18 protein-coding genes are annotated in these 25,424 nt (G+C 72.6%); 12 read left to right on the top strand and 6 right to left on the bottom strand.

Annotated elements, in window-relative coordinates; translation table 11 throughout:
* Positions 1–939: 939 nt before the first annotated feature.
* The 8 genes from AB0D27_RS08245 to AB0D27_RS08210 are packed head-to-tail and all read left to right on the top strand — an operon-like array spanning position 940 to position 10,970.
* Positions 940–1,686: a class I SAM-dependent methyltransferase gene (locus AB0D27_RS08245; protein ID WP_362503890.1), complete on the top strand. Its 747-nt coding sequence runs from the start codon at positions 940–942 to the stop codon at positions 1,684–1,686.
* A complete protein-coding gene (locus tag AB0D27_RS08240; protein ID WP_362503792.1) occupies positions 1,683–6,104 on the top strand; it encodes an alpha-(1->3)-arabinofuranosyltransferase family protein in 4,422 nt (1,473 codons plus the stop codon). The genes AB0D27_RS08245 and AB0D27_RS08240 overlap by 4 nt, the downstream gene beginning before the upstream one ends.
* Positions 6,101–7,693, top strand: coding sequence for a condensation protein (locus AB0D27_RS08235; RefSeq protein WP_362503789.1), 1,593 nt, complete (start codon positions 6,101–6,103; stop codon positions 7,691–7,693). The genes AB0D27_RS08240 and AB0D27_RS08235 overlap by 4 nt, the downstream gene beginning before the upstream one ends.
* Complete coding sequence (locus AB0D27_RS08230) at positions 7,690–8,424, top strand: methyltransferase domain-containing protein (protein WP_362503787.1); 735 nt, start codon at positions 7,690–7,692, stop codon at positions 8,422–8,424. Before AB0D27_RS08235 ends, AB0D27_RS08230 begins: the two co-directional genes overlap by 4 nt.
* Before the next feature lie 15 nt (positions 8,425–8,439).
* Complete coding sequence (locus AB0D27_RS08225; protein ID WP_362503887.1) at positions 8,440–9,345, top strand: hypothetical protein; 906 nt, start codon at positions 8,440–8,442, stop codon at positions 9,343–9,345.
* Complete coding sequence (locus tag AB0D27_RS08220) at positions 9,342–9,569, top strand: Trm112 family protein (protein ID WP_362503784.1); 228 nt, start codon at positions 9,342–9,344, stop codon at positions 9,567–9,569. Before AB0D27_RS08225 ends, AB0D27_RS08220 begins: the two co-directional genes overlap by 4 nt.
* Positions 9,566–10,459, top strand: a complete 894-nt coding sequence (locus AB0D27_RS08215) for an FkbM family methyltransferase (RefSeq protein ID WP_362503781.1) — start codon at positions 9,566–9,568, stop codon at positions 10,457–10,459. The genes AB0D27_RS08220 and AB0D27_RS08215 overlap by 4 nt, the downstream gene beginning before the upstream one ends.
* Positions 10,365–10,970, top strand: coding sequence for a hypothetical protein (locus AB0D27_RS08210; RefSeq protein WP_362503778.1), 606 nt, complete (start codon positions 10,365–10,367; stop codon positions 10,968–10,970). The genes AB0D27_RS08215 and AB0D27_RS08210 overlap by 95 nt, the downstream gene beginning before the upstream one ends.
* Here the strand turns inward: AB0D27_RS08210 and AB0D27_RS08205 are convergent.
* From AB0D27_RS08205 to AB0D27_RS08185, 5 genes are all read right to left on the bottom strand, one after another.
* On the bottom strand, positions 10,951–11,853 hold the full coding sequence (locus AB0D27_RS08205) for a hypothetical protein (RefSeq protein WP_362503775.1): 903 nt from the start codon (positions 11,851–11,853) through the stop codon (positions 10,951–10,953). The genes AB0D27_RS08210 and AB0D27_RS08205 overlap by 20 nt on opposite strands.
* Before the next feature lie 168 nt (positions 11,854–12,021).
* Positions 12,022–13,470, bottom strand: coding sequence for a pyridine nucleotide-disulfide oxidoreductase (locus AB0D27_RS08200; RefSeq protein WP_362503773.1), 1,449 nt, complete (start codon positions 13,468–13,470; stop codon positions 12,022–12,024).
* Entirely contained in the window at positions 13,467–14,687 is a 1,221-nt protein-coding gene (locus tag AB0D27_RS08195) for an MAB_1171c family putative transporter (protein WP_362503770.1), read from the bottom strand. Before AB0D27_RS08195 ends, AB0D27_RS08200 begins: the two co-directional genes overlap by 4 nt.
* Positions 14,688–14,693: 6 nt before the next feature.
* On the bottom strand, positions 14,694–15,326 hold the full coding sequence (locus AB0D27_RS08190; protein WP_362503768.1) for a toxin-antitoxin system, toxin component: 633 nt from the start codon (positions 15,324–15,326) through the stop codon (positions 14,694–14,696).
* Positions 15,323–15,931, bottom strand: coding sequence for a transcriptional regulator (locus tag AB0D27_RS08185; protein WP_362503765.1), 609 nt, complete (start codon positions 15,929–15,931; stop codon positions 15,323–15,325). Before AB0D27_RS08185 ends, AB0D27_RS08190 begins: the two co-directional genes overlap by 4 nt.
* A 320-nt stretch (positions 15,932–16,251) precedes the next feature.
* On the opposite strand from AB0D27_RS08185, the gene AB0D27_RS08180 reads away from it, so the two are divergent.
* A complete protein-coding gene (locus AB0D27_RS08180; protein WP_362503762.1) occupies positions 16,252–17,766 on the top strand; it encodes an acyl-CoA synthetase in 1,515 nt (504 codons plus the stop codon).
* Complete coding sequence (locus AB0D27_RS08175; protein WP_362503760.1) at positions 17,759–19,351, top strand: carboxyl transferase domain-containing protein; 1,593 nt, start codon at positions 17,759–17,761, stop codon at positions 19,349–19,351. The genes AB0D27_RS08180 and AB0D27_RS08175 overlap by 8 nt, the downstream gene beginning before the upstream one ends.
* Before the next feature lie 64 nt (positions 19,352–19,415).
* Here the strand turns inward: AB0D27_RS08175 and AB0D27_RS08170 are convergent, their stop codons facing one another.
* Positions 19,416–23,033, bottom strand: a complete 3,618-nt coding sequence (locus AB0D27_RS08170) for a S8 family serine peptidase (RefSeq protein WP_362503758.1) — start codon at positions 23,031–23,033, stop codon at positions 19,416–19,418.
* 215 nt (positions 23,034–23,248) lie between these two features.
* On the opposite strand from AB0D27_RS08170, the gene AB0D27_RS08165 reads away from it, so the two are divergent.
* Positions 23,249–23,608: a CU044_2847 family protein gene (locus AB0D27_RS08165; protein WP_362503756.1), complete on the top strand. Its 360-nt coding sequence runs from the start codon at positions 23,249–23,251 to the stop codon at positions 23,606–23,608.
* A complete protein-coding gene (locus tag AB0D27_RS08160; protein ID WP_362503754.1) occupies positions 23,605–25,395 on the top strand; it encodes a trypsin-like peptidase domain-containing protein in 1,791 nt (596 codons plus the stop codon). The genes AB0D27_RS08165 and AB0D27_RS08160 overlap by 4 nt, the downstream gene beginning before the upstream one ends.
* Positions 25,396–25,424: the final 29 nt, after the last annotated feature.

The following is a 25,424-nucleotide window of genomic DNA, read 5'->3' as shown; positions in this document are numbered from 1 at the left end:
GCACACCCGCGGGAGCCAGCACCCCGGCAGGAGCCAGCACCCTCGCAGGAGCCAGCACACCCGCAGGAGCCAGCACCCTCGCGGGCGCCGGCACACCTGCGGGAGCCGGCACACCCGCGGGAAACAGGACACTCCGCGAGCGGCCGGCAGCCGGACGCGGACGCGGGCGGGCCCGGCGCGAACGGTCGGGAGCCGGACGGGCGCGGCAGCAAGCCCCGCGCGAACGGCACGGAGCCGGCCGCCTACGACAGCGAAACCGACGCGACCAGCAGCAAGCCGGAATCAGGCGGCAGCGAGCGCCGCGCGAGCGGCAGCGAACTGGACACAGGTGGCCGCCCAGCCCACGCGAGCAGCAGCAAGCCCGCCGCCGGTGGGAGCAAGCCCAAGGTGAGCGGCGGCAGACCTGACGCGAACGGCAGCCAACCCCAGGCCGACGACAGCAAGCCCCGCGCGAGCGGCAGCGCACCGGACACAGGCGGCAGCCACACCCAGGCGAACAGCAGCCAACCCGGCGCGAGCGGTGGCGAGCCGGACGCCAGCGACAGCAAGCCCCCCACAGACCGCAGCCAAGCCCGCGCCGACGACACCAAGCCCCGCGCCAGCGGCAGCGAGCCGGACGTCGGCGGCAGCGAGCGCCGCGCGAGCGGCAGCGAGCCGGACGCCAGCGACAGCAAGCCCCCCACAGACCGCAGCCAACCCCACGCCGACGACACCAAGCCCCGCGCCAGCGGCAGCGCACCGGACGTCGGCGACAGCAAGCTCCCCGCAGACCGCAGCCAAGCCCGCGCCGACGACACCAAGCCCCGCGCCAGCGGCAGCGAGCAGGACCTCGGCGGCAACAAGCCCCCCGCAGGCCGCGGCCAAGCCCGCGCCGGTGACGGTGGGGTCGCCCCGGGCGGCGGCGAGGCCGAGTCGGGTGGCGCGGTCACGCCCCGCCCCGTGGGTGCCGTCGGGAAGCCGTGTTGGAAGGATCCCTCCTTCCGGCGCTCGCTCGGTCTCTTTCGGGCCTTTCTGCGGGAGCAGGACGACCCCGAGGCGTGCTACTCGCTGCTCGCGCGGGACGCCGTCGACCAGGTCGAGGCGTACGGCGCGGTGAAGGACCGTACCGTCGTGGACGTCGGCGGTGGCGGCGGGTACTTCACCGAGGAGTTCCGGCGTCGCGGGGCCAACGCGTACCTGTTCGAGCCGGACGTGCGGGAGTTGGGGCCGAAGCCCCCGGAGTCGGCGGTCGTCGCGGACGGGTATCTGCTGCCGCTGGCGGACGGGGTCGCGGACGTCTGTTTCTCCTCCAACGTGCTCGAGCATGTGGCCGACCCGCAGACATTCCTGAGCGAAATGGTGCGCGTGACCCGCCCGGACGGGCTGATCTACGTGTCGTTCACCAACTGGCTGTCCCCCTGGGGCGGCCACGAGTGGGCGCCCTGGCACTACTTCGGGGCCGAGCGCGCGCGGGCCCGCTACCGGCGCCGTACCGGAAAGCCCGCCAAGCACACCCTCGGCGAGAACCTCTTCGCCGTGCACATCGGCACCACCCTGCGGCAGGTGCGCGCCCGCGACGACGTCACGGTCGTCTCGGCGCGCTCCCGCTACTGGCCGTTCCTCGCGGGAGCCGTCGCGAAGGCGCCGGGACTGCGCGAGTTCGCCACCTGGAACCTCCTCCTCATCCTCCGGCGGTGTCCACCATGACGAGCACGGTCCAGGCTCCTCCCCCGGCAGCCGTCCGCCCGGGCGCGACCACCTCCGGCCCCCCGGAGGGCCCGCGATCGAAGCGGTGGCTGCTGGGGTTCTGGGCCGTGGTGTTCGTGCTGTTCCTGGCCGTGCACCCCGGCCGGATGACCTTCGACACCAAGCTCGGTGTCGCGCTCGACCCCTGGCAGTTCCTTGCCGACCTGGGCCAGTTGTGGCACGACCGGGGCGGCTTCGGCGGCATCCAGGACCAGTACGTCGGTTACGCCTGGCCGATGCTGCCGTTCTACGGCCTGTGCAAGCTGGTCCACCTCCCGGTGTGGCTGGCGGAGCGGCTGTGGCTGTCCCTCATCGTGTCCGTCGCCTTCTGGGGCGCGCTGCGACTGGCCGAGCGGCTGCGGACCGGCAGCGGCGCGTCCCGGCTGCTCGCCGCCGTCGCGTACGCGCTGTGGCCGGTCTTCACGATCGTCGTCGGCTCGACCTCGGCCGCCGCTCTCCCCGGCGCCTTCCTCCCGTGGGTGCTGCTGCCACTGACGAGCGAGCGGTACAGCGCGCGCGTGGCCGCCCTGCGGTCGGCCCTCGTGGTGCCCTTCATGGGCGGTGTCAACGCGGCCGCCACCCTGGCCTCGCTGCTCCCCGTCGGCCTGTATCTCCTCTCCCGCCCGCGCGGCCCCCGGCAGCGCAAGCTGATCGCCTGGTGGGTGCCGGGGGTGATCCTGGCGACGGCCTGGTGGTGGATCGCGCTGCTGCTGCTGGGCGCCTACGGCGAGAACTTCCTTCCCTACGTGGAGACGTCACAGACGACGACCGCCACCATGTCCGCCACCGAGTCGCTGCGCGGCGCCGGCAACTGGGTCGCCTATCTGCACTTCGGCGAGGCCTGGCTGCCGGCCGGCTGGACCGTCGCCTCCGCGGTGATCGTGATCGTCTGCTCGGCGCTCGCGGCCGGGCTGGGTCTCGCGGGACTCGCGAGACGTGACATGCCCGAGCGCCGCTGGCTCGTACTGACCGTGCTGTCGGTCGCACTCATCACCCTTGCCGGGTACGGGGGTTCGTTCGGCGCCCCCTTCCACGGTGTGGTCCAGGACTGGCTGAACGGCTGGCTCGTCCCCTTCCGCAACATCTACAAGTTCCAGACGGGCTTCGCGCTCGCCCTCGTCCTGGGCCTCGCCCATCTGGTGGGGGTCGCCTCCCGGACACGCGGCGCCCGCCACGTACGCGGCCGCCGTTTCGCCCCGCTGATCGCGGCGATCCTGGTCGTCCCCGGGCTCGCGTGGCCCTACCTCAACGGGTCGATCCTGCAGCCGGGTTCCTTCCAGGAGCTGCCCAAGTACTGGCACAGCACGGCCGACTGGCTGAAGAAGTACTCGCCCGACTCCCGCGCCCTCGTCGTCCCCGCCACCGCGCACGGCCTCTACACCTGGGGATCCCCCATCGACGAGCCCCTCGACGTACTCGCCGACTCCCGCTGGGCCGAACGGGACTACGTCCCCTTCGGCACCCCCGGCAACCGGCGCGCCATGGACGCGGTCGAGCAGGCACTGATGGCGGGCGGCGAAATCCCCGGCCTCGCCGACTACTTGAGCCGTGCGGGCCTCTACTACGTCGTCGTACGCAATGATCTGGACCCCGACCAGGTCGGTTACGTGCCCACCGCGACCGTGAAGCGGACGCTGGAGCAGTCCGGGTATCAGCGCGTGACCGGGTTCGGGCCGATCATGACCGGCGGGCGGATCGCCAACGACACGCCCCTGCAGGTCGAGGGCCTGTATCCGCGTCAGCGCGCCGTGGAGATCTACGAGCCGACCGACAAGGAGGTGCCGAGGCCGGGGCAGGCCGGCCTGAAGCCGATCACCGACACCGCCGTCGTGTCGGGCGGCCCCGAATCGCTCCTCCCGCTGGCCGCCGACCCGTCGATGCGGGGCCGCGCCACCGTGCTGACCGGCGACAACCATCCCGGGCTCGGCACCTCGGAGGTGCAGGTGGTGGGCGACGGGCTGCGGCGCGCCGACACCCGCTTCGGGCTGGTCAACTCCAACACCTCGTACACCTACACGCGCGACCAGCGCAACGACAGCGACAGCGTGCAGGACCCCGGTGAGAAGCCGCACCAGATCCTGCCGACGAAGGGCGTCCAGCACCAGACGGTCGCACAATTGCGCGGGGCCCACTCGGTGACAGCCTCGTCGACCGGCAACTGGCTGTTCTACCTCCCGCAGTACGACCCCGTGAACGCCTTCGACGGCAACCCCGACACGGCGTGGGCCGAGGGCGCCGCCGGCTCGGCGAACGGGCAGTGGCTGCGGATCCGCTTCGAGGGGTCCGTGGACGTGCCGTCGTCGTTCAAGGTCACCCCGCTGCCGCAGGACGGGGTGCGGTCGGCGCCGACGCGTGTGCGGGTGGAGACGGAGAAGGGCTCCCGCACGAGTTACCTCCAGGCGAACGGCATGAAGCAGTCGATCAAGTCCCCCGCCGGGCCGACGAGTTGGCTGAAGATCACGATCGTCGACTCGACCGCGCCGCACGCCTCTCTCACCGGCGCGGGCTTCTCCGAGATCGACCTCCCGGACGTCCAGGTGACGCGCCTGCTGAAGCTGCCGACGGACGTCTCGGGCACGGACGCCTCCTCCGAGATCGTCTCGCTGCACCGCACCGCCGATCCGACCGGGCTCTCCCCGACGGGCACCGAGGCGGGCCTGCACCGCGCCTTCTCGACGTCGACGGCGGGAACGTACGAGATGAAGGCGAGCGCGGTTGCGATCCCTGGCGAGGATCTCGACAAGCTGCTCTACGAGGTCGCGCCCGAGCAGCAGAGCCGGATCACGGCGACGGCGGACTCCACGGCGAAGCTCGGCGCGGGGCTGTCGGCGCGCAATCTCACCGACGGCGACCTGACCACCGCGTGGATCGCCGGCGGCAACCCGACGATCCACCTGAGCTGGCCGGACAAGCAGCAGGTCTCGTCGATCGTGCTCGCCCCGGCGGGCGGTCTGTCGACCCGCCCGACGAAGATCGACATCAGCTCGCCGGACGGCGCGGCGATCGTCGGGGTCGACGAGAACGGCTGGGCCCGCTTCGATCCCCTCACCACCGACCACCTCGACATCACCGTCACGGAGACCGCCCCGCTGACCGTCCACAACCCGGTCGCCGATGCCGACCTGCAACTGCCGGTCGGCCTGACGGAGGCCTACATCCCGGCGCTCGACCAGTACCGCACCCCGCAGCCGTCCGGCACCCGGCCGTTCTCGCTGCCGTGCGGCAAGGGTCCGGTCGTCTCGGTCGACGGAAAGCTGTACGAGACGAGCGCGAAGGGGACGGTACGGGATCTGGTGGAGCGTCGGCCGGTGGATGTGACGCTCTGTCAACCAGGACGTTCAGACGCCTCCGTGGAGCTGACGGGCGGCTCGCACCGGATCGAGGCGGGCGACGCGGGCCCGCTGACCCTCACGGACGTGACACTGACGCGCGGGACGGTCACGGAGGCTGGAGCGGCCACCGCTGGGCGCGAGCTGAAGATACGTGACTGGCTGGGCGACCGCCGCGAGGTGAGGGTCGGCTCCGGCGCTGCCTCCTACCTGACGACGTACGAGAACTACAACGACGGCTGGAAGGCCACGCTGAACGGCAAGGACCTCACGCCGGTACGGCTCGACGGCTGGCAGCAGGGCTGGCAGATCCCGTCCGGGGCGGGCGGCACGGTCAAGCTGTCCTACGAGCCCTCGACGACGTACGAGGCCGGGCTGATCGGCGGCGGTGTCGCCGTGGCCGCGCTCGCGGGCCTCGTGCTGTGGCGGCGCCGCTCGCCCAACCCCGACGAGCCGCAGCCGGTGCCGCCGCTGCCCGGCCCGTGGCTCGGCCTGGTCGCGCTCACCCTGGTCGGCATCCTGATCGCGGGCTTCTTCGCTCTCCTGGTCCCGGCCCTCGCCCTGCTCGCCCGACGCCGGCACACCCTTCTCGTACCGATCGCCTTCCTCGCCCTCACCGGAACGGGGATCGCGGCCACGACGGGAGCGGGGTCAGCGGTGTCGGCGGACGAGGGGGCGTTCGGGCCCGCCGCCCAACTCCTCGCGTTGATCGGGCTGTTCGCGGCGCTGGTGAGCGTCGGGGAGCCCTCCGGAACGGCCGCGGTCGGCTCCGAGGCGCCTAGGGCGCCGTTGCCGATGTCGGCCCGCCCGGCGTTTGAGGGCGAGCGCGAAGCGCGATACGAGGGTCTGGGGGCGGAGCCTCCAGGGACGACGGGAAGGGAAGGGGCGGAGGGGGCGAAAACCATCTCCGCGCGAGGCCCCGGCGCCGACCAGCCCGTGCCCGACCCCCCAACCGCTCGCATCGCCTTCCGCAAGCCGAGGTTCAGGGCGACACCCCCGGAGGAAACCGGCCCCCAGGACGACGACACGGGGAGGAGCGAGGCCACGTGACCGCTGTGGAGCATCCGGCGCGGGACGGTACGGACGGACCGACGCGGCCGGCCGTACGCGTGCCGTTTCCGGTGGTGGACGAAGTCGCCCGGCACTGTCTCCAGGAGGAGGAACCGGAGACCGTCCACATCGAGGTCCATCTGCCGGGCCGCCTCGACCCCGCCCGGCTGAGGACCGCGTTCACCGAGGCCCTGCGCCGCCACCCCCGCATCCTCATGCGCGAGGCGCCGGGCCCGTGGTACCGGCGCCGCTACGAGTGGGAGCTGACCCCGGGCCCGGATGTGGAGGTCGTGTCCTTCGCGCTCCCGAGCCGCGACGCCCTCAGGGACGCGAGGACCAGGGCCCTGCAGGAGGCCCCGCCGCTGTCCGCCTCCCCACCGATACGCCTGGAGGTGGTCGAGGGCGCGGGCCCGGCGGTGGGCAGCGAGGCGACGGACGCGGTGGGCGAAACGGCACCGGCCAGACGCGCCGGCAGGGACGGCCACCCCTACCCGGCGGCGCTGGGAGGGCCGGGGGCCGCCGAAGCCGACGTAACTGCGGCCACGCACCCAGCGGCGGGCGCCCACCCGATCGCGGGCGCGCACCCCGACTCGCCTGCGGGGGACCCTCCTCCGCTCTCGGCGGCGGCGCATCGCGACCACCAGCGCAGCGGTCCCCCGGCCACCCCGACTTCCACACCCCCGCCCCCCAAAGGCACCGTCCTCTTCCTCACCATCAACCACACCGCGCTGGACGGCCCCGCCTGTCTCCGTATCCTGGCCACCGCGGCCGAGTTGTACGGCGGCAAGGACAACTCGCCCGCGGCGCCCCCGGTGCGTACCCCCGAGGCGGCTCCCGGGCAGGTGGACGCCCCCTCCACCTGGACTCCGCCCGCCAGGGTGGCCCACGGTAGCCCGGAGCCCTCCCCGGGCAACGGGTTGCTCGTCGCCGAGCTCAGGGTGCCGCGCCGCGCCAAGGGCGCTCCGTACACGGTGAACGACCAGCTGATGGCGGCCACAGCACTGATGATCGCCCACTGGAACAGGGAACACGGCGCGCGCCCCCGCCCTCTGCGGATCACGATGCCGGTCGACGACCGCCCCCGGGACGCGGACATGCCGATCGGCAACGGGACACGGCTCGTCGAAGTCACCTTCGCCCCGCAGGAGTTGGATGCGGGAAGGATGGGCGAGCTGCTGCGCCGCACGGCCGACCGCACGCGCGCGCTGAAGTCCCTGGACCGCCCCCAACTCGGTCACGGCGCGGCCCTGTTGACGGCGCCCGTGATACCCGTGGCATGGCGCGCCGCGGTCACCCGAGGCCTGCGCAGGGCGGCCGGCCCCTGGACGTCGACCACGCTGCTCAGCAACATCGGCCGGATCCCGTACCCGCTGGACTTCGGCGAGGAGGCGGGCCGCGCCCACGCGGTGTGGTTCTCCGCCCCCGCCCGCATGCCCCGCGGCCTCACCGTCACCACCGCGTCCACCGCGGGCCGCCTGCACCTGGCCCTGCGCTGGTCGCGCACCCTGCTCAGCCACGGCGACGGCGCCCATCTCCGCGACCTGTTCGAGCACTATCTGCACGCCACGGAGGGGGACCACCTCCCATGACCACAACCGCCCCTGGCCGCGGGGAACTTCGCGACTTCTACGAGGACCCCGCCGTCCCCGTCGCCTCCGGCACCCCGCGCAGCCTGCGCCAGGCCCGCATGCTGGCCGCCGCGCTCGGCCCGGCCACGGCGGGCGCCAAGACCGTCCTGGACATCGGCTGCGGCGACGGCACCGCGGCCGCGACGGCCGCCCCTCTCCTCGCCGGGCACCGCGTGGTCGGCGTCGACTGGTCGCAGGACGCCCTCAGACGGGCGCACGCCCGCATCCCGTACGCGGTCCGCGGCGAACTCACCGGCGGTGGGCTGCCGTTCGCGACGGCTGCGGCCGACGCGGTGCTCTTCAGCGAGGTCCTGGAGCACCTCGTGGACCCGGACAGCGCGCTGGAGGAGATCCGTCGCGTCCTGCGCCCCGGCGGCCACTTGATGCTGTCCACCCCGAACCTCGCCGCCTGGTACAACCGCGCCCTGCTGCTCGCCGGCGTCCAGCCCGTCTTCTCGGAGGTGAGCCTGCGCGCGGTCCACGGCCGCCCGGGCCGCGAGGTCGTGGGCCATCTGCGGCTCTACACGGCCCGCGCACTGCGGGAGTTCGTCGCCGCGTCGGGCTTCGAGGTCGTACGCCTCGCGGGTGCGCCCTTCCACGGCGTACCGCGTCCGCTGCGCCCCCTGGACCGGCTGGCCTGCGCCGCGCCGTCGCTGTCCTCCATCCTGCTCCTGCACGCGCGAAGGACGTAGCCCATGTGGTGGGGAGTGACCGCGGCTCTGCTGGCGAACGTCCTGTACAGCACCGGATTCGTCCTGGAGAAACGCGCGTTGGCGGCCCTGCCCGAGGTCGACATCCGCCGCCCCGCCCGGCTGCTGCGCCTGGTCCTCGGCAGCCCCCTGTGGATCGGCGGCTCACTGGCCCTGGCCTCCGGCTTCGGCGCCCAGCTCGCCGTCTACCGCACGCTTCCGATCGCCGCGGCCCAGGGCATCTTCGTCTCCGGGCTCGTCCTGCTGGTGCTGCTCTCCTCCCGGCTGCTCGGCGAGGAGACCACGGGCCGTGAGCGCTACGCCCTCGGCGCGATCCTCGCCGCCCTGCTGATGGTCGTCCTGTCGCTGCGCCAGGGTTCCGACACCGTCAGCCGCAGCGCCCCCGCGCCGCTGATCCTCACCGTCTGCCTGCCGTCGCTCTCGCTGGGAGTGTGGCTGTACTCGGCCGCCGAACGCCGCTCCCGGCACCGGCACCGCATGCCGACGACGGGTGTCGAATACGGCGTGGCGGTGGGCCTGCTGTACGGGGTGAGCTCGCTCGCCATCAAGGGCGTGTCGAGTTATCTGACCACAAGTGACCTGGGCGGCGCGGTCGTCGCCCTGCTCCGCTCCCCGTACCCCTATCTCCTGCTCTTCACCGGAGCGTTCGGCCTGGTCATGTCGCAGGCGGCGCTGCAACGCTGCCGGGCCTCGCTGATCGTGCCGGTCTGTACGACGGTGACCTGCCTGTTCACGGCGGTGCTCGGCACGCTCGCGTTCGGCGAGGCGCTGCCGCACGAACCGGTACGGCTCGGCCTGCGCCTTGCGGGCACCGCCCTCGCGGTGTCCGTCCTGCTGGCCATGCCCAAGCACGACGAAGCACCTCAACCCCCCATCGGTGCCAAGGAGCTGACACCCCCATGAACCCCGACGACCCGCTGCTGAAGATCCTGGCCTGCCCGCTCGACAAGGGCCCGCTGCATCTGCTCGCACCGGACGAGTCCCTGGCGTCGGAAGAGGCCCTCTACAACCCGCGTCTGCACCGCCGCTACCCCGTCGTCGACGGTATCCCGCAGCTGCTGCCGTCCTCCGGGGAGCAGGTGACCGAGGACGAACACGAGGAACTCCTCAAACGGATGGCACCATGATCAGCGCCCCCACCAAGACCTTGGCCGCCCGTCTCGCCCCCTATCTGCCCACCCGCCTGGTCGCCGCCGCCGCCCGGCTCGTCTACCCGCGCTTCGAACCCGAGCTGGCCCGGCTCTGCGACCTCTGCCCGCCCGGCTGCGGCACGGCGGTGGATGTCGGCGGCTGGTACGGGCCCTGGACGCGCCGCCTGTCCGCCCGCGCCGACCACGTCGTGACCGTCGAACCGGTCCCCCATCTGGCCCGTCTGCTGTCCTCCGCCACCCCGTCCAACGTCCGCGTGATCAGGGCCGCCGCCTCCGACCACCGGGGCACGGCCCGGCTGTGGCTGCCCCCGGACGACGCGGGCGACCGGGGTGTGTCCTCGCTCGTCCGCAGGGACATCCACGCCCGCGCGCTGGAGGTGCCCTGTCTGACCCTCGACAGCCTGGACCTTCGCGACGTCGGCTTCATCAAGATCGATGTGGATGGCAACGAGCTGGCCGTGCTGCGCGGCGCACGGTCCCTGCTGGCCCGCGACCGCCCGGCCCTCTTCATCGAACTGGAGTCCCGTATCCAGCCCATCGCCCCGGTCGTCGAGCACCTCGCCGAGCAGGGCTACACGGGTTGGGTCCTGCCCGGCAAGAGCTGGCTGCCCCTTGCCTCGTTCCCCCTGGAGGCCCACCAGTCCCAGACGTCGTACGTCGTCTCCCAGGGCCTGCTGCGCCGGGTGCTGCCGCCGCACGGGCCCCGCTACGTCAACTCGGTCCTGTTCCTCCCGGACGGCCGCCGCCCGGGCGCCGAGCCCGTACGCGACCATGGACCCCATGCCGGCCAAACGCCCCACCACCCCCTTCACCCCCCTCGACTTCCAGCTGGTCCTGCTGCGCCGCATGGCCGACCACAACCCTGACCTCGTCGAGGACGCCCGCCGTCAACTGGGCGTCTCCATCGCCGACATGCGTGAGGCCAACCGCCGCTGGCAGGGGATGCTGCACGCCCCGCGCTCCCGCGCCGCGGTCTCCCGCTACCGCTCGATCCTCGGCACTCCGGAGTCCGTCACCGCCCGCCAGATCGGCGATCTCGCCTGCGAGGCCCTGCTCTGGCCGGTCCCCCTCTGGCCCGACCTCCGCTTCGAGGTACTCGTCGCCCCAGGCGGCGTCGCCTGGAACGAGTGGCTGGTCCGCGCACCGGGCACGCCCGCCCCGCGCCTGGACACGCTGGACGACCTGCACCCCTGGTCCTGCACGGTCGACGAGGCCGCCCGCGCCTTCGCTCCCGCCCGCCCCCTGGAGGGCACCGCCCCCACCCGCTGGGGCCTGGCCTTCACGGCCCCGGACGCGTCGGGCGTACGCCGCGAGTGCGCGGCGGAGTTCACCTGGGGACTGCTGCAACGGGTGGCCGTCAAAGGGCAGCAGCCTTGACGATCGCCTCCACGACCACGGGCACCGACTCCGGATGCAGCCAGAGAAACAGATTCGGCTCGACCAGTTCCAGCTCCATCACCCGGGGCTCGCCGTCGTCGCCGTCGACGAGGTCGACGCGGGCGTAGAGCAGCTCGGGAGCGTCCGGTACGGCCGCCAACGCGCGTTCGGCGACGGCGAGTTCGGCGGGGCTCGGCTTCCAGGGCTCCAGCCGTGGATGCGGGACCCTGTCCGCGTCGTACGCCGCCCCCGGCTCGAGCACGGCGCCCTTGCGGCTGGCGTGCAGGAAGCGCCCGCCGAAGAACTGAAGGGCGCGCTCGCCGGAGGTGTCGACGCTGGTCAGATAGGGCTGGACCATGGCGGTCAAGCCCGCCTCGTGCAGACGCGCGAGCTGCCGTACGGCCGTCTCCCGCTCGTCGGGCGTGTAGCGGGCGGCGAGCCGCGCGCCCGCGCCCGACGTGGGCTTCACGACGAACTCGTGATCGTCCGGAAGGTCGGCGGCCTCCCCCGGCGCGACATACCGGGTCGGCACGACCGGAACCCCCGCCACCGCGAGATCCCCGACATACCGCTTGTCCGTGTTCCACCGTACGACTGCCGCCGGATTGGCGAGCCGCGTCAGCCGCCCGCACCGCTCGGCCCACCCCACGAACTCCGCCACCCGCCAGCTGTAGTCCCAGGTCGACCGGATCAGCGCGAGATCGAAGGCCCGCCAGTCGACCACCGGATCATCCCAGTGCACGACGACGGCCTCCACCCCGGCCGCCTCAAGGGCCGCCCCCAGCACGGGCAGATCCCGGTCCGCGCTGGGCTCCTCCCCGGGGTCGTAGGTGACGAGCGCGACACGAGCGCGTGCGGCTGTGCGGGCCACGGCGGACTCCATCCTCGTACGACTTCCGCGTACGACTCCTCGTACGACATCTCGTACGACATCTCGGGGCGATCCCGCCGCAGGCTAACAACCGTCCTCGCCATCTGGGCAAGCCCATATTGACCTTCACCATGAGCTGTGTGGTCGCGGACGTCGTGGCGACCGGCACCGGGTTCCGGGTCAGTGGGAGCCGCCGCCTGCCGCCTTCCACTCCTCGTCCGTCAGTGGCGGGCCGGTGAGGCGCGGCTTGAGCGGGCCGGCCGCGGCGGCGAGGAGCACGCTGGGGGCGAGGAGTATGTGGGCGCCGCGTTCGAGGGAGGACACGTCGGTGAAGCGGCGCGCGACACGGCCGTTGCCGGTGGCGGTGTACAGGAGCCGGTCGACGTATGAGGCCAGGATCCTGTCCCGGAGAGTGGGGCCGGTCCGCGTCGCGCCCGAGTAGAAGACGTCCTGGCCGGTGGCGAGGTCCCAGGCCGCGTTGACCGGCCGGGCCACCGCCTTCTGGAGGGCGCGGGCGAGCCGGGGCGTGCCCCAGCCCCGGCGGCGGATCACGTCGCGCAGGGCGACGGCGCTCTGGGCCGCGACCGACATGCCGTGCCCGTAGATCGGGTTGTACGCGGCGAGCGCGTCGCCGATGACGAGGAAGCCGTCGGGCCAGTGCCGTGAACGCTCGTAGTAGTGACGGCGGTTGGCGGTGGTCCGGGTGAACGCCACACCGCTCAGCGGCTCGGCGCCCGCGATGAACTCGCCGATGACGGGATGGCGCAGCTCCTCGAAGGCGAACCGCTCGAAGTCCGCATCCTCGGCGGTGGGTTCACCGCCCCGGGTGCCGGACAGGGTGACCAGCCACCGGCCGTCCTCGATGGGCAGCAGGACGCCCGCCCGGCCGGGCCGCCCGTCGCGCGGGGCGGCCTGCACATTGAGTACGGGGAAGCCGTGCCGCGCGTTCTCGGGAGCCCGGAAGATCCGGCTGGCGTATGCGAGACCGGAGTTGACCTGCCTCTCCTCCGGTTCGGGAAGCCCGAGCGCGGTGAGCCACCGAGGTGCGCGGGAGGCGCGCCCGGTGGCGTCGACGACCAGATCGGCGGGCAGCGTGCGCTCCGCGTCGTCGTGGCCGCGGACGCGAACTCCGGTGACGGCGGCGGCGGTGCCCTCGAGGCCGAGTGCCTCGGCGCGCTCGACGAGCTTGATCCGGTCGTCGTCGAGGACCCGGGCGCGGACGGTCGCGTCGAGGAGGTCACGGCTGCAGAGGATCATGTGGTGCGACTCGTCCCAGCGGCGGAACCAGCCCTGGGGCGACAGCGCGACCATGTCCGTCGGCAACGGCAGCCGGTGCGCCCCCGCCTCGGCGAGCATCCCGGTGACGCCCGGGACGAGTTCCTCGATCGCCCGGGCGCCGCCGGACCACAGCAGGTGGACGTGCTGGGCCTGCGGCAGGTTCCTGCGGCGCTCGGGCCCGTCGGGCAGCACATCGCGCTCGACGACGGTGACGACGTCCGCGAACTCCACCAGTGCGCGGGCCGCGAGCAGGCCGGCGAGGCTGCCGCCGAGGACGACGGCGGATCTCAGGGGGCGGTCGCTCGAGGGGCCCTCGCTCGAGGGGCTGTCGTTCGGGGGGCTGGCAGTCATGGGGCGGGCACGCTCTCTGCTGCGGCGGCCGCGCGCTCGCGGACCGCCCTGATGTCGTCGGTGTGGCGGAGGGCCAGGGACAGGGCCTCGATCCCCTCCAGCAGGCGTTCTATGTCCGGGTCGCGCAGGGCGGCAGTGGCGTCCTGCGAGGACAGGGATCGTCGCTTGGTGTCGATGGCGTCCTGGATCGTCACGGCGTGGGCGAGCTGCCGCGCCCGGCCCGCGTCCCGCCCGAGGCTCACCGCCGCGTCGTACGCCCGTCGGTCCAGATCCTCGTCGATGTACCGGGACAGATGGAGCAGCGCGTCCCGGATGAACGTCTCGCGGCGCGTGAGGCGCAGTTCGGGGGTGGCCCTCAGTTTGAAGGGGACGTGGCCGCCGGTGACGGTGCGGGTCACCAGGTAAAGGGGCCGCAGTCGCCAGTGGCTGAGCCGGGTGCGGGCGCGGCGGTGCAGATACTGGCCGGCGTGCGGCAGGATGAATCCCACCGCGATCAGGATCGCGGAGAGACAGGCGACGGGCGGCGACAGGGCCGTACTCAGCCAGTCCAGGTCGTGCCCGGTCCAGCGGGCGAAGACGGCCGTGAGCTTCGAGCTGTCGTAGATCAGATTCATCGCGTAGCCGACGCCCAGGCACAGCAGCCCGCCGCGCAGCCATACGTCGAGTCCGTCGGTGCGGATCCAGTTCCGGATCAGCCGGTACGTGATCAGACAGGCGACGGTGTGCGCGAGAAGGTAGAGCACGATCTCTTCGCGCATGAAGGCGGTGGTGGCGTAGTACGTGTCGAGGTCCCGCACCCGCTCGACACGCGCGTGGGCGAGCGCGAACAGCACCCACAGCGCGACGATCACGCCCGAGTAGACGCTCACCACCCACCGCGTGGCGCGGCGCGTCGTCCGTGAGCGCTCGGAGATGCCGTTGCGCCAGGCGGTGATCAGCAGCAGGCAGGAACCGCAGAACGCGGTGATGAGGCTGTAGACCAGCGGCGCCGAGATGTTCGGTACGCCGGTGACGCGGTTGGTCCAGGCGATGGTCGGCGGGGCCGCGAAGACAAAGACGGCGCAGGCGAGGACGAGCAGGCCGCCGACGGCCCGGAGCAGCGGATCCTTCCAGAGCTTGATGATGCTGGGCACTTTGATCGCCAGGGCGGCGGTCAGCACCGCCGCCGGTATCCAGAAGGAGATGTAGAGGCCGTCGAAGAAGCGGGAAGGACTCATCGCCGTTCAGTCCTGGGGTCCGCGATAGCCCAGGGCCGCCTGGATGGCCCGGCCCACGGGGTCGGCGGGCCCCGGCGTACGGGGGCGGGTCACCCACGAGCGGAACACGCTGGCGAGATGCAGGCCGAAGTCCTCGGCCTCCGCCTCGTCGGCTTCGTGTGATCCGTTGCGGGCGGCGACGGTGAGGGCGATCTCCTGCCAGTGAGCGGCGTGCCGGTCGGGGGTGCGCCAGTCGGGGCGGTCCGACAGGGCACGCGCGGCGGCCGCCGCGCCGTCGATGTGGTGGTCGCGGTGCCCTTCCTTCATGTGCCACAACTCATGGCCGAGGATGACGAGTTGCTGCACCGTTTCGGCGCGCTCCTCGACGATGACGAGGTCGAAGTCGTGGAACTCCATCCACAGGCCGGTCACTTCTATCTCGTCCGGGAAGCGCTCGAAGCGGAGCTGGACGGGACGCCCGCCGCGGCGTCTGCTCATCTCCTCGCACAGGGCCCCCGCCAACTCCTTCACGTCGACCGGGGTGCCGACCTTCTTGCGCAGGACGCGGCTGAGCTCCACGGCGAGGGCACGCATCTCGGAGCCGGACCTGTGTGGGCGCAGCGCCGCCGCGAGCTTCCTGATGCCGCCGGCCGGCCTCATCGTTCCGCCTCCTCGCCACTCAGCAGGGATTCGAGCATGAACGCGAGCGCCTCCTGCTTGCGCGGGGTGAGCCGCTTGCCGCGCAGGGCGAGGGTGACGACTCCGTGCCGGGTGGTGAACTTCAGCAGCGGGCCGTCCTCCAAGGTGCCCTCGAGTTCCCGGAGGGTGCGCTGGAGTGCTGTGTTCAGGGCGACGGCGGCCGGGTCGGTGAAGAACTTGGTGCCCTGGTCGATGCGGAAGAACTCGGCTAGCCGGGTGAGGTCCGGCACGTTGGGCATCTTGTCGCCGTTGAGGAGGGAGCGGGCCCACTTGTCGCTGATCCCGAGGTGGGCGGCGACCTCCCGGCACACATCGGCGGGCCTGCGCCCGCTCTCGGCGAGATGCGCCTCGTACAGTGCGCGCACACGCCCCCGGATCCGGTCGTCCACCTTGTCCTCGCGCGCCGCCTCGCCGGCGAGCAGGGCCAGGACCTCCCCCTCGGGCAGGGCGGTCCGGCCCGACAGGTCACGCGTGTCGAGGACCGCGGCTCGATCCAGGCTCTTCTCGTCGATCTGCGCGTCGAGGCGTGCGAGTGTCTCGGGAAGAGGCGTCGGGGACTCACTCACCAAAGGTCTCCCGGCAGTTGACTCATCAAGTTCTCGCTGTTGGCCGAGACTACGTGTCCGGATCGGCTCGCGCCATGGTTTCCGAACGATCGTTCCCGCTTCAAGAACGATCGTTGCCGGGCCGTCGACGCTTTCTCGATGGCTTCGGAAAGACCGTGTGCAGGCCGGTGCGGCACGGGGCCAGTCGCTGTGGCGAGGTCTCCCGTGGGAACACCGCACCCACCCGGACGACCACGTCCACCACCCACTGCGGGAGCGTCATCGTGTAGGAACGGTTCTGACTGTCACAGGCAGAAGGTCCTTACTGGCAAGGAGTACACGTGTCCTCCCTCTTTCCGGCCCTGGTGGGCGGCTCGGTCGCGGAGCGGTCCGCGCTGCGCTTCGGTGATCGGTCCCTGACGTACGCGCAGCTCGCCGCCTCGGCGGGTGAGCTGGCCGCGCGGCTCGAGGGGGCGGGGAGGGTCGCCGTGTGGGCGACGCCGACCCTCGAGACGGCCGTCGGCGTGGTCGCCGCGCTGCTCGCCGGGGTGCCGGCCGTGCCGCTCAACCCGAAGTCGGGGGAGGGTGAGCTGGGGCACATCCTGTCCGACAGTTCGCCGTCAGTGGTGCTGGCCGGGACGGGTGACGAACTTCCCGCAGGACTCACGGACTTGGCACGGGTCGACGTCGAGGTGTACGGCTCCGAAGGAGCAGTTGTACCCGCGGAAGCGGATACCACGGCAACCGCTGAGGCCGCTGAGGCCGACCCCTCCGCCCCCGCCCTCATCGTCTACACCTCCGGCACCACCGGCCCGCCCAAGGGCGCCGTCATCCCGCGCCGGGCCATCGCCTCGACGCTGGACGCGCTGGCCGACGCCTGGCGGTGGACGGGCGACGACGTGCTCGTGCACGGGCTGCCGCTGTTCCATGTGCACGGGCTGATCCTGGGCGTTCTGGGCCCGCTGCGGCGCGGCGGATCCGTACGGCATCTGGGGCGGTTCAGCGCGGAGGGCGTGGCGCGGGAGCTGAATCACGGGGCGACGATGCTGTTCGGGGTGCCGACGATGTACCACCGGCTCGCCGAGGCGCTCGGCGAGGACCCGGAGCTGGCGAAGGCGCTCGGCCGGGCGCGGCTGCTCGTGTCGGGTTCCGCCGCGCTGCCCGTGCACGACCACGAGCGGATCACGGCCGCGACCGGACGCACGGTTGTCGAGCGGTACGGCATGACGGAGACCCTCATGAACACCAGTGTCCGGGCGGACGGGGAGCCCCGGCCCGGGACCGTCGGAGTGCCGCTGCCCGGCGTCGACCTGCGGCTCGTCGAGGAGGACGGGACGACGATCGCCGCGTACGACAGCGACGGCACCCCCACCGGCGCGTACGACGGCGAGAGCGTCGGCGAGATCCAGGTGCGCGGGCCGAACCTCTTCACCGAGTATCTGAACCGGCCCGACGCCACCGCCGCCGCATACACCGAGGACGGCTGGTTCCGCACCGGTGACATGGCGGTCCTCGACACGGACGGCTGCGTCCGCATCGTCGGCCGCAAGGCCACCGACCTGATCAAGAGCGGCGGCTACAAGATCGGCGCGGGCGAGATCGAGAACGCGCTCCTCGAGCACCCGGGGGTCCGGGAGGCCGCCGTCACCGGGGAGCCCGACGCGGACCTGGGCGAGCGCATCGTCGCCTGGATCGTGCCCGCCGATCCCCAAACTCCTCCTCTCGTCGATGAGTTGGCCGACCACGTGGCCCGCCGTCTCGCCCCGCACAAACGGCCGCGCGCCGTACGATTCCTGGAGTCCCTGCCGCGCAACGACATGGGCAAGATCCTCAAGCGGGCGCTGAAGCATGACTGAGCGCTTCTCGGCCCGCGAGGCGATCGCCCTGGTCACGGGCGACGGCGGCTTTCTCGAACTCGGCGCTCCAGAAGGCGAGTTCAGGGCCGACGGGCCACTGGCATGGCAGGGTTACGACGACTCGCGGGCCCGCGCCGCCGCCCGCACCGGCGAGGAGGAGTCCGTCGTCTGCGGCACCGCGACCCTGGGCACCACCCCCGCCGTACTGATCGCCTTCGAGTTCGGCTTCCTCGGCGGCTCGCTCGGCGAGCGCACCGGCGATCGCCTGGAGGCGGCGTACGTCCACGCCCGCGAGCACCGGCTGCCCGTCGTCTCACTCGTCGCGACGGGCGGCAGCCGGATGCAGGAGGGCATGCTCGCCCTCACCCAACTCCAGCGGGTGGCCCGGCAGTCGGCGCTCACACGGGAGGCGGGGCTCGCCCAGATCGCGGTGGCGCGGGACCCGACGACGGGCGGCGGCTGGGCGACGCTGGGCGCGGGCGCCGACGTGACGCTCGCCCTGCCGGGCGCCCAGGTGGGCTTCGCGGGCTCCCGGGTCCGCCCGTCCGACGCGGACCCGGCGGCGTACACAGCCGAGGCCCAGCTGGCGGCGGGGTCGGTGGACGCCGTCGTACGACCGGAGGATCTGCGGGAGACGCTCGCGCTGTGGCTGGAGCTGCTCACTGAGCCCTCGGCCGACACCAGGCCCAAAGCCGACGCCAAGCCCGAAGCCGAGACCAAGCCCGGAGCCAAGCCCGAGGCCGAGATCAAGCCCGAAGCCGAGCCCGAGGCCGACGCCAAGCCCGAAACCGAGACCGGAGCCGAGACAGAGCCCCGAGCCGAGCTCGACGCCGAGACCGACCCCGAAGCCGACCCCGAGCCCGGCGCCGAGACCGAAGCCGACGCCCACCCCGAAGCCGAACCCAAGCCCGCCCCCGCCCCTCCGCCCCCCGCCGCCCCAGGACCCCCCGGCCTCCCCGCCACCGGCTGGGACGCGGTCCAACGCGCCCGCGCCCCCGAACGGCCACGCGCCCCCGCCTACTTGGACGCGTACTTCACGCGACGAGTCACGATCAGCGGTGATCGTTGCGGCGGAGGTACCGACGACGGCGTGCTGTGCGGTTTCGGCCGTGCGCGCGACGGGCGGGCTGTCGCGTACGCCGCCCAGTGCGGGACCGCGACCCGACCGGCCGGGTACCGCACCGCCGCCCGGCTGATCCGCCTGGCCGGCCGGCTCGGCCTCCCGGTGCTGACGTTGGTGGACACCCCTGGTGCCGCGAACGACGCGGAGGCGGAGCGGCAGGGGGCGGGTGCCGCCATCGCGGACCTGTTCGCCGCGGTGGCCACCGCCCGTACGCCGGTCACCACGCTGCTGATCGGTGAGGGTGGCTCGGGCGGCGCGCTCGCGCTCGCCGCGCCCGGCAACACCTGGGCCACGCCGGACAGTTACTTCTCGGTCATCGCGCCGGAGCTCGCGGCCGCCATCCTCAAGCGCTCCCCGGAGGAGGCACACAAAACGGCCGATCAGCTCCGTATTCGCCCCCAGGACCTGCTGGAGCTGGGCGTGATCCGGGGCATCGTGGAGAGCGAGAACCCCGGGAAGTGAACAGATGGCGGCGCCGGCTCTCCCCTCCCAAGGTGAGCCGGCGCCGCCCGCACAAGGGGCGGGGTTACCGCACGCCCACCGCCCGGGTGATCTCCTGACTCACCGAACCGCCCCGGTCGTCCCTCGCGGAGGCCCGCAGCGCGATGAACCCGGCATCGCTCGGCACGGTCAACGTCCCGTTCCAGGAGGCCCGTTCACCGGTAAGCGGCACCGCCCTCCACGTCTTCCCGTCGTCGTACGACACCTCCAGCCGCCCTCCTCCAATGGTCCCGGTGTCCGGCGCGCCCTTCACGTACTCGGCGTGGATCGCCACCGGCACCCGGCTGCCCCCGCGCACATCGCCCGCGAGGTCGGTGTCGAGGTCGTAGCCGAGGTTGAGGAGCGGCAGGAAGGTCCACCGGTCGTCCGGGGTGGCCGCCGACCTGACGGTCCACTCGGAGTGACCCTTGGTGGACAGCTCCCAGCGGTCCGCGTCCAGCGTCGTGTCGGTGACGACCTTGTAGCTGTGCTCGTCCGCGGGCGCGTCCCAGACGTACGCGCCGGAACTCTTCCGCCGGTCGACCAGCGAACCGTCCTGGTAGACCTCCGTGAACTGGGTCATCCCGGTGTCGTCGCTCCACACGTCGCCGAAGCCGGTGTGGTCGGGCCCTGAGTCGCCCCAGCCGGGCGTGTTGAACTGGATCTGGTTGCCCGCGCGCTGCTGGCCCCAGCCGAGTCCGGTGCCGAGCCACGGGTGCCAGACAGGCTTGAACCAGTTGAGCGTCGGGTGCGTGCCCCCGCGGTACCGGACCAGTCCGCTGCGTTCCTCCAGCGCGCCCGCCCCGACGTTCACGGACTCCATCCACGACTGTCCGGCGCCGGTGGAGACGTAGTCGGTCCGCTCGGCCGGGTAGTCGATCCGCTCCTGGAACCCGATCCCGATGGGGAAGGAGTCGGCGATCGAGTACCGGAACTCGCCGCCCGAGACCGGCTTCACGGCCTGGAACCTGGTGTCCAGTACGGCGAGTTCATGGCTGTCGGGCTGGTACGTGAGGTCCCCGCGCGGGATGGCGCCCCGATGGCCCTGCGAGAGGTCGTACACGTACGGCGTGTTACGCGTTCCGGTCATGTCGACGCGCCCGGCCGCCCGGAGCCGTGCCGCGTCCGCCGCGTCGACCGTGGCGATCTGCAACGGCCGGTCCGCGTCGTCGTCGGTACCGAACCAGGCGTTGAGGCGTCCGGGCGTGTCGTCGGTCACGAACAGGGCCTTGGCGCCCGCGTCCTGGGCGGCCTGGGCGAGCGCGGCGGGTTCGGTGCCGTCGGTGAGCCGCGCGAGAACGGCCTTGCCGCGCACGCCGGTGAACGGCCCGGTCCCCACGTCGACCAGCGGCAGCCTGCTGGGGCCCTCGATCAGCGTGCCGCCCGGCTGGACGACCGCCTCTGCGATGCCCTTGACCTCCAGCAACGGCTTGCCGAGCCGCCACACCGTCCGGTACTCGAAGCCGCCCTTGGTGACCTTCTCGGTCGGCGCGGCGAAGACACTGTCGTACGTGACCGGCACCTGGACCGCGCCGAACAGATCGGTGCCGCCCGCGCTGCGGTCGTACTCCATGAGCAGCTGCCGCGTCTCGGTCCGCCGGTCGACCTTCGCCCTGATCTCCTTCAACTGGCGTCCGTCCAGGGCGACTTCACGGTCGCGGTCGAGGCTGATCTCGGGCGCCGCGAGGAAGCCGAGGCCGAGCGAGTCCGCTCCGTGGCCGCCGCGCACGTCGAGGAAGGAGGTGAGGCTGTACGTCCCCGGCCTGAGCCGGAGCTTCAGGGTGCCGGAGTCACCGACGGCGGCAGGGTAGGGGTCGACACCCTCCGCGAGCTGCTGCACCACGAGGTCGGCGGCGGTCGGTTCGCCGTCCCGGTCCTTGACGTGCACGGTGAGCGTGTACCGCTCCTCCTCCTTGACCAGCCCGAACGCGGTGTGCGCGACAGGGGTGCCGGCCACGGACGCGACGATCTGCCCGGAGGTGTTGCCCACGGGCGCCTTCGAGCCGTCGCCCGTCACCGTCGTGGACGCGGTGCTGTGCGCGGGCACGGTGAGCGTGGAGTCGGCGAGGGTCGCGACACCGTCGACGGCACCCCGTACATCGAGGGTCAACCCGACAGCCGTATCGGAGGAGTTGGTGTAGGTCACGGTCCTGGTGACGGGCTTGTTGTCCTCGTAGGGCCAGCTGTAGAAGCCGAGGTCCGCGCTGCCCGTCGCGGTGACCTGCGCGTCGATCGCGTCCGGCACGCTCACCCGGCCCGAGCCCAGCACATAGGCGGACGCGTCGAGTTCCTTCGACGTGGACATCAGCGCGTTCTTGAGCTGGGCGCCGGTCCAGGCGGGGTGCTTCTCGGCGAGCAGCGCGGCCACGCCCGCGACGTGCGGGGTCGCCATCGACGTACCGCTCATGGAGGTGTAGTAGCCGCTGCCGTCGACGAGCCCCGAGCGGGCGGCGAGGATGTCGACCCCGGGGGCGCAGAGGTCGGGCTTGAGGGCGTTGTCGCCGTAGCGCGGCCCGGCGCTGGTGAAGTAGGCGGCCTGGTCGGCGGCGTCCACGGCGCCGACGGTCAGCGCGGAGTCGGCGGCGCCGGGCGAGCCGATGGAGGAGGGGGCGCCGGTGTTGCCTGCGGCGATGACGAAGAGGGCGCCGGTCTCCTGGGAGAGCGTGTTGACGGCCTCGGCCATGGGATCGGTGCCGTCGCCGGCCTCGGTGGAGCCGAGGCTCATGGAGATCACCTCGGCGTGCACCTCGCGCGCGGCCCACTCCATGCCGGCGATGATCTGCGACTCGCTGCCCGAGCCCTGGTCGCTGAGCACCTTGCCGACGGCGAGCGTGGCGCCGGGCGCGACACCCCGCTCCTTGCCGTCGGAGGCGGCACCGCTGCCGCCGACGGTCGACGTGACGTGTGTGCCGTGGCCGTTGCGGTCGGCGACTTCCTGCCCGTCGATGAAGCTCTTGGTCTCGGATACCCGCCCGGCGAGATCGGGGTGCGTGATGTCGACGCCCGTGTCGAGGACCGCGACGGTCACGCCCTTGCCCGTGAGCCCGGCCTCCCAGGCCTTCGGTGTGCCGATCTGCGCGTTGCTCTCGGCCATGTCGGCCTTGACACGCCCGTCGAGCCAGACCTTGCCGATCCCTTCCTGGTGGGTCATCGCCCGCCAGAACGTCCGCCCCTTGTCCGCGTCGACGGCCATCCCCCGGATGCTCGGCAGCGCACGCGCCTTCTCGGCCCCGCGCGGGGTCACTGCCCGCGCCGTCCGGTCGTACGTCACGATCAGCGGCAGCTCGTCCGACTGCCGGTCGGTGAGCCCCTGCCGTATCAGCTCACTCACGTCGAACAGCCGCCGGTCGAGGGTGCCCGCCCGCAGATACGGCAGCGCCTCGTCCGGTACGACGGTGACGGCGCCGTTCGCCACCTGCGTGCGCACGGCGCCGGTGGCCCCCTCGGGCCGCTGGACGGTGACCGTTTTCTTGCCGCCGCCGAGGTCGGTGACGGTCACCTTGTCGCCGGTGACAAGGGTGACGGTGCGGGCGGTGGAGGCGGCCCGGGTGGACGCCGGCGTGCCGGCCTGCGTCGTGGCCTGCGCGCGCCCCATGGGCAGCAGGGCGAGCACGAGCCCGGCTGACAGCAGCGCCGCCGCGTGTCTCGCTGGTCCTCTGGTCATGAGTGCCCTCTCGTCGTCGGCGCCAGGCCCTGGTGCTGGGAAGAGTGTCGGGGGGCTTGTGTTGCGGGCGAGTTGACGAGACCTGGCGGGAAGACGCCCTGGCGGCTTCCCGCCAGGACAGGTGGGTACGAGCCGCGGAAACCGGGACAGCCCCAAGTACCGTCAGTGACAATGAGCTTGGTCAGCAGTCACGACGGACGGGGGAGACCGGCGCCATGGACGGACTGGTGGAGTTCAAGACCGAGGACGGGGCACTGATCGTCGTCGAGGGCGTCGAGGACGAGACCGGCTCCCGGCTCGTCTCGCGAGGTGATGACGGAGCCGTCCAGGCCACCCGCACTTTCGAGGGCTCCCTCGAGGGCGTACGGGCCGCCGCGGAGTCCGCGCTGCGGGTGTTCCGCGGCGGAAGCCTGCGTCCCGACTCCGTGGAGATCGAGTTCGGCGTCAAACTCACCGCTGAGGCGGGCGCGTTGATCGCCAAGAGCGCGGTCGAGGGCCATCTGGTGGTCAAGCTCGCGTGGTCGCCCGGACAGTCCGAGGGGTCCGGCTCGGCGGGGACAGCCGGGCGGTCATGAGCAGCGCGTCGTGGCACGCCAGGATCAGCTGCGGACGGGAGATCGGCGCGGGGTTCCTCGTCACCGAGCGGCACGTGCTGACCTGCGCTCACGTGGTGGCGCGCAGCGGCACGGACGAGGTGCGCGTCGCTTTCGCACAGGGCGACGGCCCGGGGCGGGGAGCCGGTCTCGCGCGGACGGACGACGGCGCGATTCCCGCGAAGGTGGTCGTGCACGGCGGCTGGGACGGGCACGACACCGACCCCGGCGACGTCGCCGTACTCGAACTCGACCGCCCCGTGGCGCTGCGGCCCGCGCAGTTCGCGGCGCCGGCGGACGCGTACGGTGACCCGCCGCGCCGACTGCTGGCCTACGGGTTCCCCAAGCGGTTCGACGAGGGGACGCTCGCCGAGTACCGGGCGACGGCGGACCAGTTGATCGCGGACGAGTGGGTCCAGCTGGAGGCGTGGGCCCCGCACGGGCAGCCCCTCGTGTCCGGCTTCAGCGGCGCGGCACTGACCCTCGCGGGCACCGGCCGGGTGGTGGGCATGGTCTCCGCCGCCGCACGCGACCCCGGGATCCGCAACGGACGGATGCTGCCCGCGCATGTCATGGCCCGCTACTGGCCGCGACTCGGCGAGCTGATACCGACCCCCGTGTACGGGCGCGCGGAGAAGGAGCGGTTACGCGAGCTGGTGGCACGGCGCGGGCCGGAGTCCGACGGGCGCCCGGAGTGCAGTCCCGAGCGGCTCTACCGCGATGCCGTGGGCCCGTTCGGGCCGCCGCTGCCGGTCCGGCGGTTCGGGTCGCTGTGGGACGCGGCCTGGTATCTGCTCTCGGAGGTGCCCGACACGGACGCCGTCGCCCGGTTCGCCGCGCGGCTCGCCGACTTCACCGAGGACGCGCCGACCCGGGGTGCCCTGCGGGCCTGGCCGTCCCGTCCCCACGACCGCCACCGGCAGGTTCCGCAGCGCCGGCCCGACGCGGCCTCGCAGCCCTGGTCGCCGATCCTCGTCGAGATCGCCCCCAGCGGCTCGGGCGACCACCACTTCCTGGTCGAGGTGTCCGCGTACAACGGCACGCACCGCCGGGTCGTCGGCTCCCGCGCCCTGCCCGCCGACCGTGTCCGCGGCTACGCCCTGGAACGCATCGACGAGGCCTATCACGAACTGGAGCCGGGAGCACGGGAGCTGATCGCCTTCGTCCTGCCGCGCCGCTGGCTCAACACGGATGTGGCGCACTGGCAGCGCAGCGCCGACGACGACAGCCCGCTCGGCGCCTTCGCGCCGCTCGTCGTGATGGATCTGGAGCGGCGGCGCAGCGGCGGACTCCAGCACAAACTGCTGCAGAAGTGGCAGCGCCTCGACGACCAGCCCACGGCCCGGCTGCACCGCATCGGATGCGGGGCCCTCGGGCAGGATCCGGTGCGGCTGACCATCGGGCTGCGGCGCGGCGCGGACATGGTGGGCTTCGGCTCCCCGCCGCGCGCCTCCGGCACCCGGCGGCTGTTCCAGGCGAGCCTGAACGCGGCGGTGCCGGTGATGTTCTGGCCGCGCACCGGCTGCCGGGGCGAGCACCGGGGCGAGGGGCACGAGGACTGCGCGGGCGCCGCGTTCCTGGACCGCCTCGCCGAACACCTCGCGGGCTTGGCGCCCGCCGAACTTCCCTCGCACATCCATGAGTTGCGCGAGGCGGCATACGCCTCGGACAGTCCCGAACCGCATTGGGCGTACGACCTGGCGCTGCTGTGGGAGGACCCCCGATGTCTGTCCGACCCCGTCGGCTATCTGCACTCGCCGGTCGGCTGAGTAACGCCGGGCGTACGGACGCACGACCG

This window comes from Streptomyces sp. NPDC048415, from assembly GCF_040651675.1.
In the GTDB taxonomy this organism is placed as follows: domain Bacteria; phylum Actinomycetota; class Actinomycetes; order Streptomycetales; family Streptomycetaceae; genus Streptomyces.
This window is presented reverse-complemented; position numbering and strand designations above follow the sequence as displayed.